General features: G+C 42.7%; 11 protein-coding genes. 6 read left to right on the forward strand and 5 right to left on the reverse strand.

Annotated features, from left to right (window positions below; genetic code table 11):
* Window positions 1–10: 10 nt before the first annotated feature.
* Genes DXC10_RS03305 through DXC10_RS03320 form a run of 4 tightly spaced genes read left to right on the forward strand, consistent with a single transcriptional unit; the run spans window position 11 to window position 7785 of the window.
* The gene (locus tag DXC10_RS03305; protein WP_101542300.1) at window positions 11–1693 is read left to right on the forward strand and encodes a RagB/SusD family nutrient uptake outer membrane protein; all 1683 of its coding nucleotides are present in this window, start codon (window positions 11–13) and stop codon (window positions 1691–1693) included.
* Window positions 1694–1709: 16 nt separating this feature from the next.
* Window positions 1710–4262 (forward strand): DUF4962 domain-containing protein, encoded by a 2553-nt coding sequence (locus tag DXC10_RS03310; RefSeq protein ID WP_117737363.1) that lies wholly within the window; start codon window positions 1710–1712, stop codon window positions 4260–4262.
* A gap of 53 nt (window positions 4263–4315) precedes the next feature.
* Window positions 4316–6022 carry a DUF6562 domain-containing protein gene (locus DXC10_RS03315; RefSeq protein WP_101542301.1) on the forward strand — a complete coding sequence of 569 codons (1707 nt, stop codon included), beginning with the start codon at window positions 4316–4318 and terminating at the stop codon, window positions 6020–6022.
* Window positions 6023–6045: 23 nt separating this feature from the next.
* Entirely contained in the window at window positions 6046–7785 is a 1740-nt protein-coding gene (locus DXC10_RS03320; protein ID WP_147331291.1) for a DUF6562 domain-containing protein, read from the forward strand.
* Window positions 7786–7912: 127 nt separating this feature from the next.
* Here the strand turns inward: DXC10_RS03320 and DXC10_RS03325 are convergent, their stop codons facing one another.
* The 5 genes from DXC10_RS03325 to efp all read right to left on the reverse strand — a co-directional run bounded on the left by DXC10_RS03325 (window position 7913) and on the right by efp (window position 11834).
* Window positions 7913–8677 carry a UDP-2,3-diacylglucosamine diphosphatase gene (locus DXC10_RS03325; protein ID WP_101542303.1) on the reverse strand — a complete coding sequence of 255 codons (765 nt, stop codon included), beginning with the start codon at window positions 8675–8677 and terminating at the stop codon, window positions 7913–7915.
* Between the two features lie 25 nt (window positions 8678–8702).
* Entirely contained in the window at window positions 8703–9014 is a 312-nt protein-coding gene (locus DXC10_RS03330) for a metal-sulfur cluster assembly factor (RefSeq protein ID WP_101542304.1), read from the reverse strand.
* Window positions 9015–9076: 62 nt separating this feature from the next.
* Entirely contained in the window at window positions 9077–9769 is a 693-nt protein-coding gene (gene radC / locus DXC10_RS03335) for a DNA repair protein RadC (protein ID WP_117737322.1), read from the reverse strand.
* A gap of 30 nt (window positions 9770–9799) precedes the next feature.
* Window positions 9800–10789: a glycosyltransferase family 2 protein gene (locus DXC10_RS03340; protein ID WP_117737323.1), complete on the reverse strand. Its 990-nt coding sequence runs from the start codon at window positions 10787–10789 to the stop codon at window positions 9800–9802.
* A 478-nt stretch (window positions 10790–11267) separates the two neighbouring features.
* Complete coding sequence (gene efp / locus DXC10_RS03345; RefSeq protein ID WP_101542307.1) at window positions 11268–11834, reverse strand: elongation factor P; 567 nt, start codon at window positions 11832–11834, stop codon at window positions 11268–11270.
* A 192-nt stretch (window positions 11835–12026) separates the two neighbouring features.
* Between efp and rpmH the strand changes: the two genes are divergently transcribed.
* Both rpmH and DXC10_RS03355 read left to right on the forward strand, forming a co-directional pair.
* On the forward strand, window positions 12027–12188 hold the full coding sequence (rpmH, locus tag DXC10_RS03350) for a 50S ribosomal protein L34 (protein ID WP_004292199.1): 162 nt from the start codon (window positions 12027–12029) through the stop codon (window positions 12186–12188).
* 108 nt (window positions 12189–12296) lie between these two features.
* Window positions 12297–12950: a PASTA domain-containing protein gene (locus DXC10_RS03355; protein ID WP_101542308.1), complete on the forward strand. Its 654-nt coding sequence runs from the start codon at window positions 12297–12299 to the stop codon at window positions 12948–12950.
* The last annotated feature ends 26 nt before the right edge of the window (window positions 12951–12976 follow it).

Genomic DNA, 12976 nt, shown 5'->3' on the forward strand with positions numbered 1-12976 from the left:
AGGAAAAATTATGTGGAATATAAAGAAATATATGATAGTGGCTTGTACCTTGCTTTCTGTCAGCGGGTGTGATTACCTGGGATTTGATGAAACCACAGGTAAGACAAAAGAAGAAGCTTATAGCTATTATGATAATATGAACCAGATGGTTTCTTACGTATATACTTTTTTACCGATGGACTTGGGACAGATTGATGATGCCATGATAGAGTCGGGTACGGATAATTCAGTATATACCTGGGAGAATAATGATATCTATTATTTTACTAATGGCGTTTGGAGTCCCTTGAAAAGAGTGGATGACGGATGGAATTTCTGGACTGCTATCCGTAGTGCCAACTCTTTCCTTGAGAATTTTGATATTGAAGCGTTGAAGCGTTTCGAGTATAATGACAATTATGATGAAATTATTGGAAAGGCTGAAAAGTTTCCCTATGAGATACGTTTCTTGAGAGCTTTTTATTTATTTGAATTAGCTAAGCGTTATGGGGATATTCCGTTGATAACCCGCACTTACAATGAAGATGAAATAAATTCCGTAGAAAAGACTCCTTTTTCCGAGGTCATTGATTTCATAGCACAAGAGTGTTCGGAAATAGCTCCGGAGCTTCCGATAAACCAGGCTGATTTCTGGGGTGACACCGGACGTGCTACTCGTGGAGCTGCATTGGCATTAAAGTCAAGGGCACTACTTTATGCTGCCAGTCCGTTACATAATTCGAATAATGATTTAACCAAATGGGAAAAAGCTGCTGAGGCTGCCGCTGAAGTGATAGGTCTGAATGCATATTCGCTGCCCAAAATAGGAAACGATCCATTATACTCGAATACGGGAGGTAATGGTGTACTGAAGTCAAAACAGCTGATTCTTGAACGTCGCAACGCTGCTAAAGAGAACTCCTTTGAAGCCCGTAATGAACCAATGGGATATGAAGGTGCGAAAGGTGGAAATACTCCGACACAGAACCTGGTGGATACCTACGAAATGAAAGATGGTACTACTTTTGACTGGAATAATCCTGTGCACGTAGCTAATATGTATTATGATGCCGCTGGAAAACAGACACGTGACCCGCGTCTGTACTTGAATGTATTGACTAACGGTACTACCTGGCTGAAAGAAAAGGTAGAAACTTTTAAGGGAGGTAAACATAATATTTTGGATGGCTCTACTAAAACCGGTTATTATCTTCGTAAATATATGAATCCGTCTGTATCGCTTGATCCGGATAAACCCAACAAACTGGAACATCATTATATCTTGTTCCGCTATGCGGAAATCCTGTTGAATTATGCTGAAGCGTTGAATGCATGTAAAGGGCCGGATGCCACTACCGAAAAGTGTACGTTGACAGCACGTCAGGCTTTGAATATGGTACGCGAATCTGCCGGAATGAAAGCGGTGGATGAAACAGGAGAAGCCTTTACTGCCAAAGTTCGTAACGAACGTCGTGTTGAGCTGGCTTTTGAAGGACATCGTTTCTATGATATCCGTCGTTGGAAGATTGCCGGTCAGGATGATGTAAGAAATATATATGGAGTGGAAATCACTAAAGCCGGAGATACTTTTAACTACAAGAAGGTACTGATACAAAAAGCATATTGGAATGATAAGATGTATTTGTTCCCCTTCCCGCAGAATGAAGTGTATATGAATCCGAATTTGAAACAAAACCCCGGTTGGAATGAATAATAATAATTGAATGATTATGAATACAAAATTACTATATAATCTAATCATCACTTTATTCGGATTGTCAATCTTGGCAGCCTGTAGTGATGACAAAGAGATATTCTTTAATGATGTAATTGGTGAAGAAACCGTGGATAGGGTACATCCTAACGATCGTGATAAACCTTATCCGAGAGAGGAACATACTCTTTACCTGAATCCTACACCGCTTATTGTACCTGCGAATGCGAAGAAAGAAACCGAGTTTATGGAATTCGAGCTTTCCCGAAATGAGAATTTCCCCGAAGAAGGAACCTATCGTTCGGGCAAAGTATCCTGGTATATGTATAATATTCATAAGCAGATGGAAACTGGTGTCTGGTATTGGCGTTTCCGCATAGTGGACGCTAACGATAAAACCGGTCCTTGGAGTGTAGTGAATAAGTTTACGGTGACAGGTGAAGAACCTGTCTTCGTAACACCGGAATGGGCTGTGTGTAAACAGAACATTCCGACAACCTTTCCGTTTATCAACTGCTTTATCCAGGCTGATATTGATAAGGTGAGTCCGATTGATGCTTCACACATTGAATATCGTAGTATGATTAGCAGGGCTAACGGAAAATTGAAAGATATTGTTCTTCCGGCCGATAACCCGTATAACTATAATATGGAAGATCTGGGTAATGATGTGAATTATATATTGAATACGGCATATCAGTTAACCAAGGAACAGAAATACTTCGATAAGATTATTCAACTTGGAAAACAGATGATTAATTACGATGTGAAGGATAATGTCTTGTTCTCCGAGAATTTCTTTTCAGCAGGTGTAATCAGTGCTTTGAGCGTTTTCTATGAGTTAGGGCAAGATGTGCTGACGGAAGATGAGAAGACGAAAACAGAAGAACTGATGATACGTATTCTGGAACATTATTATGAAAGTTTCTTGGGTAGAATTGAAAATCATATATTCGAAAATCATACCTGGCAGATTGTGTTGCGTGCTATGGTACAAGGTGCATTGACCATTTGCAATGAATATCCCGAAGCCATGAAGTTCCTGGAGTATAGTTATGAATTATGGACGGCTCGTGCCCCGGCATCCGGTTTCAACCGTGATGGAACATGGCACAACGGTGCAAGTTATTTCAAAACCAATCAATATACACTTTACTATATGCCTATGCTGTTTACCCATCTTACAGGGACTAATTTTCTGGAGCATCCGTGGTATAAGGCTGCCGGAAAGGCAATGATATATAGTAACCTCCCAGGAACGGAAATGACCAGCTTCGGTGATGGGGTAGAAAAGAGAGGAGCGCCTGACAGGGGTAGATTGGCTTTCGCAGACTTTATTGCCCGTGAAACCGGAGATTCTTATGCCGCTTGGTATGTAAAGGAATGCGGAAATACCGTCCATGACGACTATTCCATGCGTCTTTATCGTATTGCGCGTGAGCATATCTCTTATGGTGGAAAGGAACTTACGGCAAATGATTTTGAGAATTATTTGTGGAATAAGGATACCGGAGAAGGAGTTGCTTTCTCTGATATGGTTGAAAGGAGTAGCAACCTGTCGTTGGCTTTCCGTTCCAGTCCGTTCGGCTCGGGCAGTCATACGCTGGCCGACCAGAATAGCTTCAAGCTTTTTTATAAAGGGCGTCCTGTATATGTAAATGCCGGTTATTATCAAAGCTTCAATGATGCGCACAGTCTGTTGCAATATCGTAATACTCGCGGACATAATACCATTATGATTAATAATATCGGTCAGCCTTTTACTACTAGAGCATACGGTAATCTGGAACGTGGTCTGAATGGAACTAATCTGGCATACTTCTTGGGTGATGCTTCTCAAGCTTATTGTGGTGTATCGGAATATTCGATGTGGCAGGATGCTTTTAGCAAAGCAGGTATCTCGCAAACGCCGGAATATGGATTTGGAGAAACCCCATTGAATAATTACAAACGGCACATTTTCATGCTTCGTCCCAATAAAGTCGTGATTTACGATGATTTGGGAGCTGACGAACCGGCTACCTGGCAATGGTTACTACATAGCCCGGTGGAATTTCATGTAGCTGGCAATAAGGTAACAACGAACTATACAACCACGGATAAAGGTAATTTTACAGCTGTGGCACAAATTTATTGCGAACAGATACCTACTATTACTACCACGAAAGATTGGTTCCCGGGTGGAGAACCTACCTCTCCAGCCGATGTTGCGAAACAGTGGCATCTGACTGCTGACTTTGAAGCAAGCATGAACAATAAAATTCTCACGATCATACAATTGAGTGATAATGGTCAGGTAGAGGATGTGTGGCAGGTAAATAATCGTTTCACATTGGGTGATTGGATTGTGGAGGCCGAAATGGCAGCGGATAAACCGGCAACTATTAAGATATCCAATAAGACCACCGGTACTGTCTTCGATTATGGTTCTGTAGAGTTACAATTAGATGGGGTTCCTTATCAGCGTCAGCAAGAAAACTCATCTGTATTGTATGATGATGTATTTGGAATGCTGCAAGTACAAGAGTGCATCACTAAACCTGTACAGACTACAAGAAGTGTTAGATAAATATAGTCAGGAGAACAACTCTGTTCTCAGTGTAGGATATAAAAAAAGAAGATATGAAAAAAGTATATTATATAATTACCTTGATGTTTGCCGTACTGTTGGTTTCGTGTGCCAACAACGAATTGGCGAACACCGGGAATGAAAAGGATGATCGTGTCAGTATCTCTGCCGAGATACCGGGTGGTGTAGCGGATACCCGTGCACAAATTACAGTACCTTCTACTCATCAATTACGTAGTATTATTGAAGTCTGGAGCAAGGAAGATCGTCCTGAACTGAAATATCGTAATGAAGTAGTGGTAGATGGCGGAACGACTCCTAATTTTGACTTTGCTTTGTCACCGGGAGATTACACTTGTTTGGTTTGGACTGATTTCATAAAGAAAGATGCTGTTGTTGCAGATGTCACTACAGATAATGATATTACTTATAAGCATTTTGAGGATTTCTGTTACGACACGTCCGATTTACATAATGTTTTCATTAAAGACGAAAAGGGAACTACGTTGTTTGATACTGACCTTTGCGATGGTTTTTTTGCCAATCTTGAACTGGAAAAGAGTATGAATCCCATTTCTCGGGTAGTGAAACTGGTTCGTCCCTTTGCTCAGTTGATTGTGAAGGAAAAGAATGCCGGTAAGTTTGCCGCTTTAAAAAGCATGCAAGTGAACTATGAAATGTCCAAAGGCTTTAATGTAGCGACTGGAGAACCTGTTGCCGGCATGATGACGGCTGTATATGCCAAAAGTTTCCAAACCGGAGATGACTCACGTGTCCTTTTCACAAGTTATCTATTCACTCCTTCTACCGGATTGGCATTGGGGGCAACTACACTTTCATTGACTACGACAAGTAAGACTACCAATGAAATTCCGTCGGGAAGTATTAATTTAGTAAGAAACCAGCGTATGACGGCGAGTGGTAATCTGATTTCCGGTGAGGGGGTGGATCCTGATCCTGAACCTGAGCCTTCTCGTGATCCGTTAGTAGGAGATTATTTCTTTAAGAATGGTACATGGGGTGACGAACTGACGGATGAAAATAAGGATGATTGCATCGGGCTTGTTTATGCCGTTGGTCCGCAGACCGGTGATGATATTTCCAATTATCCGGATAGCGATGGCAAGAGTATCAAGGGATATGTGGTAGCATTGAAACCGTTGGAACCCACTGAAGAATTTATACAAAACATACATAAACTTTCCAGCCGTTTATATTTGTATAATAAAGACAATAAGATAGCTCTACCTACTCCTGAAAAGAAAAATGACATTGTGAACCACAATGGTTATGCAATGACTCAAAAGCTTTTGTCGTTTGATTTGTTCAAGGCACACCTCGATGACGAGACTTATCCGGCATTGCAGTGCTTTTATACTTGGCTGAACGGGAGTGAAGTCGTTAAACCGGCACGCTATGCCAGTGAGTGGTATATTCCTTCTGCACGTCAGATATTGGACATTATAGGCGGCAGTTATGGATTTGCTGCAAGAAGTGATGTTAAACTGGAAGCAATGGAAAAGAATGCATTGGCAACTTCATTGACTAGGACCATTGATTTAGGGATAGGAAGTTCTATCGGTGGTAATGGATACAATATGTTCAACTCTTCTCTGAATCAGAATGATATACCTGAACCTGTGACTATACAAGTGAACAAAGAAGCAGACAAGGCAACGAAAGGTGGGCTGAATACGGTTAAGTACGGTAGAGAGAATGTTGCCGGTTATGTCCGTCCTGTCTTGACAATCATTAAATAACACTGACTAAAAGAAAGAATAATATGAAAAAGAATATTCTATATATGATACTTTTCTGCTGCATGGGACTCTTGTCGGTAGCCTGCAGCGATGACGAGGATTCATCCGGTGTCAAAGGTAATCAGGTGCGTATTTCCGCTTTACTGCCGGAAGGTATTTCCACGGAACAGCCTGGAAATATCGACGGACATAAGTTACGTTACATTCTGGAAATACGTACCCAGGGAGGAGCTTCTAAAGTCCTCCGTAAAGAATTGGCAGTAGAACCTACTGCCGAGGTTAAGAATGGTTTGTTTGACATTACGTTGGATGCAGGTACATACGATTGTGTAATCTGGGCTGATTACGTTGACGCTGCCACTGTCGCAGGCGATGACAAACTTTTTACCGATAAGTATTATGATACTTCCAATTTGGAAAATGTTCGGGTGAAAGATGCGAACAGTCTGATCAACAATGATGCATCGGATGCTTTTTATTATAGTGGTGAGCTCAGCAAAGGTGATGAGAACCTTGTACTGGAGTTGAATTTAGTTCGCCCTTTTACAAAGGTGAGTGTATTGGAAAAGAATTTGCGCGAGTTCAAAAAATTGCTGGGTCTAGAGGCTTCTTTCAAAGCTCCGTTGGCATTTAATGCCGCAACAGGTATAGCTGCCACTGAAGAAACCGTGCTGAGTATCGGTATGCCGACTTTCAATCCGGCTGATACCCCTGACGGTACTTTATTCTCCGCCTATATCTTTTCCAATACAGAGAGCCGCAATATGGATGCTATTCAATTGACCTTTACTACCAAAGAAGGTACGAAAGACGTGGCTGTTCCGGCAGGACTGGTACCGTTGTTGCGTGGACAGCATGTCAAGGTTAGCGGTAACATGATGGCGGAGACTCCACCCGATAATACAGATTTCGATATTACTTTCGATATTGATGTAGAAGAGTGGTCTTCGGCGACAGTAGATGTGGAATTGAAACCTATACAGGTAAAAGTAGGAGATTTCTTCTTTAAAGATGGTACGTATGGAAATAAATTGACGGATGAAAACAAGGGAGACTGTGTTGGAATTGTCTATGCCGTTGGCCCGCAACCAGGAGATGATATTACAAATTATCCGAATAGCGAAGGGAAGAACATTGAGGGATATGTGGTATCATTGAAACCGTTGGAGCCCACTGAGGAATTTATACAGAGTGAACATAAACTTTCCGGTCGTCTGTACTTATATGATTTGAAGAACAAGATAGCCTTGCCTGCGCCTGAAACGAAAAATGACATTGTAAACCACAATGGTTATGCTATGACTCAAAAACTTTTGTCGTTTGATTTGTTCAAGGCCCACCTCGATGACGAGACTTATCCGGCATTGCAGTGCTTCTATGCTTGGTTGAACGGGAATGAGGTTGTTAAACCGACAAGTAATGCCAGTGAGTGGTATATTCCTTCTGCACGTCAGATATTGGACATTATAGGTGGTAGTTATGGATTTGCTGCAAGAAGTGATGTTAAACTGGAAGCGATGGAGAAGACAGAGTTGGCCGCTTCATTGGCTAAAGCCATTGAACTCGGGATAGGAAGTTCTATCGGTGGTAATGGATACAATATGTTCAACTCCTCCCTCAACCAGAATAGTTTGCCCGAACCTGTGACTATACAAGTGAACAAAGAAGCAGATAAGGCGACGAAAGGTGGATTGAATACGGTTAAGTACAATAGAGAGAATGTTGCCGGTTACGTCCGTCCTGTCTTGACAATCATTAAGTGAGACTAAGATAAAAGGCTGTTTTTAGGATAATTTAGGTTTAAGAGAGAGCCCCGGAGAATGTTAAAGTTCTTCCGGGGCTCTTTATGATTTTGATTAAAACTGTGTGTACCCATATCATGAAGCCGTTTTACAACTTCGTCTCTCCTTCAATGAATTCTTCCAGGAAAAGGTTCTCGCCATCAAACACGGCATATGAGAAATAATTAATCCAATCGCCTAAAATAATGACACGGGCTGTAGCACTCAGCATCAAGTCCAGTTCTATATGTCGGTGCCCATAAATGAAGAAATTGATATTCGGGTGGCTTTTCAGATATTCCTTTGTGTAGAGTACCAGATGTTCATTATTCTCGCCCATGTACTCCGGTTCTTTGCCATTCACGCGTTTCAGGCGGCTGTGCTTTGCCCATGTCAATCCCAATTCCACACTCCAGCGGGGGTGTAGGGCTGAAAACAAGGTTTGAAGCGAATGGCTGTGGAACATGGCACGCAAAAGCTTGAATTTTTTGTCCGGGTCGCCCAAACCGTCTCCGTGCGCCAGATAGAACTCCTTTCCGTATATCTCTGTGGTAAGTGCTTCCCGATGGATGATGACACCACACTCTTTAGTCAAGTAATCGCCGCACCAGATGTCGTGATTGCCTGTGAAAAAGTGTACTTCCACCCCCATATCCGTCAGTTCGGACAGCTTTCCGAGGAACCGGGTATACCCTTTGGGCACTACTGTGCGGAATTCATACCAGAAATCAAACATATCTCCCAACAGATATACGGCAGAAGCCTTGTGCTTGATACTATCCAGAAAGTTGACTAACCGGCGTTCTTGTGTCCGTCCGTGTTCAATGGCACGTGAGCCCAGATGGGCGTCTGAAAGGAAATATACGTTCTTCATTTATCAACTATCCGTTATCAATTATTTAAAGAAACCCGAGCTCCAATTTAGCTTCCTCGCTCATCATATCTTTGTCCCATTCGGGCTCGAATACCAGATTGATGGTAGCTGAGGTTACTCCATCAATCGATTCGACTTTTTGGCGGACATCCTCCATGATAAAATCTGCTGCCGGACAATTGGGGGCGGTCAGCGTCATATCTATATTAGCGTCTCCGTTGTCGGAAACATCAATTTTATAGATGAGTCCCAAGTCGTAGACGTTTACCGGTATTTCAGGATCGTATACGGTCTTGAGCATGGATACGATTTTTTCTTCTATTTCAAATTTGGTCATATTCGTACGGTTTCTTGGTTTAGCGTAGCAAATCTAAAGATTTTAATTGAAACGGCAATAACTTAAAGTGATAATATCCCTTCATCGTTGAAACTGTAATATCTGCCGTCTGTAATGATAACATGGTCAATGAGCCGTATGTTCATGGTTTGAGCCCCTTTTTGTACGAGTTGTGTCAACCGCTTGTCTTCTTGGCTGGGTTGCGGATTACCCGAGGGATGATTGTGTATAAGCGACAGCTGTGTGGCACGTTGCAGCAAAGCTTCACGCAGTATGCTTCGCACATCGGCTGTGGTCTGGTCTATACCACCCCGGCTGATACGGATTTTATCAATCACCCGTGCTGCTTGGTTCAGCAGTAATATCCAGAATTCTTCCTGTGCGAGATCACACATCAGCGGATGAAAGAGTTCGTAGATGTCTTGTGACGAACGGATAACTGGCCGTTCGGAATGTTCCTGCAACTTTCTTCGTTTACCCAGTTCCATGGCTGCCATGATAGTGACGCTTTTTGCCGGTCCCAGTCCCTTGAAACGCGAGAAATCTCGTACTTCCCACTTTCCCAGTCGGTTTAAATCGTTGTTGCAACTGGCCAAAGTCCGTTGCATCAGGCTTACTGCGCTTTCCTCCGTATTACCTGAACCGATAAGTATGGCGAGCAGCTCCGCATCACTAAGTGCCTCGGCACCTTTTTGCATCATCTTTTCCCGGGGACGGTCTTCTGCTGCCCACTGGTTGATATTCAATTTGTTCATTGGTTCGTATTTCTTCTCCCCTCGTTCCCCTTACTTATAAAAGTTCTTCTTAAATGCTTCAAATTCGTCTTTCCCAAGCACACAGCGCTTCCACCAAGCTCTCCAGAACCCTGTCCCGTATCCGATAAGCTGTATGAAGGAAGCTGCAATCGAATAAACTCCGATACGAAAACTATGGTTTTGCAGGGTGGAGTCCAGGCAAACCAGCAGAGCGTATAAGACGATTGGTGTCAGGCTATACAGGCAGAGGGGTGTTCCCAGCAATAACAACACTACTCCCAGTGTAAATACGGCAGGCAGCAGATGAACGATTTTCAGTGATTCGGGATATTTCTTGTACAGGTTGATACGGGCTATTCCCGAGTTATGCACCTGTTTGAAAAACTTTTTCAAATCCGTCCGGCGCTTATGGTATACCCATGCGCCGGTAAACAACCGGCATTTATATCCTCCTTGGAAGATGCGGATGCTGAAGTCGATATCTTCTCCGAAACGCATTTTGGAGAAACCACCCAGTACGTCATACACTTGGCGGCGTACTCCCATATTGAAACTTCGCGGATAGAACTTGTCCATTTTCTTTTTCCCTCCGCGAATACCTCCCGTTGTAAAGAAAGAAGTCATGGAGTAGTTGATGGCTTTCTGTATATCCGTAAAGGAAGAATGCGCACGGTCCGGTCCGCCAAAAGCGTCGGCGGGCTCTCTTTGCAGTTCCTCTTCTACCGCCGCAAAATATCCTTCGGGCAAGATGCAGTCGGAGTCCAATATAATCAGATAATCCCCTTTACTCCGTTCCGCCCCATAGTTCCGTGTCTGTCCGGGACCGGAGTTAGACTTGTTATAATAATGTATATCCAGCTCTCGCTGATATTGTGCTACGACTTCCTTGCAGGGAATGGAAGAACCGTCTTCTACAACAACTACCTCAAAGTCCTTGAAGCGTTGTACTGTCAAGCTTTCCAGCAGTTCGTTTACCTCATCAGGACGGTTATATACGGGGATAATGACGGAATATCTCATAACGTCTGTCTCAATTATTCTTTTTCAATGACAAAGATACATCTATTTATGCAATCCGTCTTTAATTCGGGTGAGTTATTCTTTTCAACTGCATACATTTGCTTTGCTTAAACAAGCCTGTTGTTTAGAGTGGTAACGTTTATTGTTCCTGTCCGTCCCTTTGTTCTTTTCTGTTCAATCCTATGTTTTTTTCTATTCAATCTTGTAGCTCGTTGTCGGTTCACAGCAGTGAATAGATCGACTCACTATAGTGAACAGATCTGTTCATTACCGTGAATTGATCTATTCACTGCTGTGAGCCGACAATAAATTATAGGGTTAAGCCAAAGAAAGCTCAAGGCTGAACAAAAGAAAGCTTAGAGCAGAGTGGAAGTGAACAGATATCTTTCCGCTACATAAGGGGGAGGGAATACAAAAAGACAGCCTGTCCAAAGTATGAACAGGCTGTCTGTGTATGTAAAATGAAGGAATAAACTTCTTATGCCTTTACGCGGCCAACATAAGATCCGTCACGAGTATCGATTTCGATAGATTCGCCTTCGCTGATGAACAATGGAACACGTACGGTTGCACCGGATTCTACAGTGGCGGGTTTCAATGTGTTGGTTGCGGTATCACCCTTCAAGCCGGGCTCGGTATAAGTAATCTTCTGTACCACCTTTACAGGTACGTCAGCGTAAAGTACAGTTTCGGTAGTGGCGTCAGAAACCACATCTACGACCATACCTTCGAGCAGGAAATCAACACCGTTGATCAGATCGTGAGCGATAGGAATTTGATCGAAAGTTTCTTGGTTCATGAATTGGTAGTAGTCACCGTCATGGTAGAGGTATTGATGAGGACGGCGTTCCACGCGTACATCTTCCAACTTTTCACCGATGTTGAAACGACGCTCGAGTACGTAACCGTTTACAACATCTTTCAGTTTGGTACGCATGAAAGTATTACCTTTTCCCGGTTTTACATGCAGGAAGTCAATGCAGAAATACAGCTTGCCATCCATGCGGATGCAAGTTCCGATTTTAATGTCTTGGGCATTAATCATAACTTTATAGTCTTTATATTATTGTAATTTATTAGTTTCCTGTCACTTCTTAGCGAGTGCAAAAGTAATGGAAATCGGTAAAAAACACAAAAACTTTTGAGATAAAATGAGTTATCTCTTGGTTATTTTAGAAAAAGTATCTATTTTTGCAGCCCGATTACGTGGAATAATAACATAAAACAAGATACAGTAATGAAAAGAACATTTCAACCCTCTAACAGAAAGAGAAAAAACAAACACGGATTCCGTGAGAGAATGGCAACAGCTAATGGTCGCAGAGTATTAGCAGCGCGTCGTGCTAAAGGCAGAAAGAAACTGACTGTTTCTGATGAATACAACGGAGTGAAGGCATAAGCCTCTTTCGTGTAATACAGAATAAGAGAGCCGTAAAAGACAAAATTTGTCTTTTACGGCTTTTCTTATAGCTGAAAATTGTATCTTTGCTCCCAAATACATGTAGATATGACTATAAAAGAGTTTTTTTCTTTTCGACAGAACAAATTCTTCTGGGTAAACATCATAGCGATGGTCATTGTTATCGGTGCATTATTGTGGGGTGCGCTGAAGGGAATAGACATATATACCCGTCATGGTGAGGCGGTAGTGGTACCTGATGTAAAAGGCATGGGGATAGGTGAAGCTGAGAAAATATTCCGTAACCGGGGATTGAGTTGTGTGGTTTCCGATTCGTCTTATGTCAAAAATCAACCTGCCGGTTGTATTCTGGAATACAATCCGGGTGCCGGACAGAAAGTGAAAGAAGGGCGCACTATCTATCTAACTATAAATACGCTTGACATCCCTTTGCAGGTGGTTCCCGATGTGGCGGACAACAGTTCGTTGCGTCAGGCGGAAGCCCGCATCCTTGCATCGGGTTTCAAACTGGATGAAATTCAGTATGTGGCAGGAGAGAAGGACTGGGTATATGGAGTGAAGTACAATGGCAGGCAGCTTGTTATCGGTGATAAAGTTCCTATGGGCGCTACTTTGACGTTGATGGTAGGCGATGGTGGTGAACTTCCGCAGGAGGCCGACTCTTTGGGTGTGGAGGGGTCTGGAAGTGCCGAAACTGTAACTTCATCTGAAGGCTCTGCCGCTGACGAATCCTGGTTTTGATCAGTGGATAGTTAGTTGAGGACCGA

This window comes from Bacteroides sp. OM08-11, assembly GCF_003438665.1.
GTDB classification, from domain to species: Bacteria; Bacteroidota; Bacteroidia; order Bacteroidales; family Bacteroidaceae; genus Bacteroides; species Bacteroides cutis.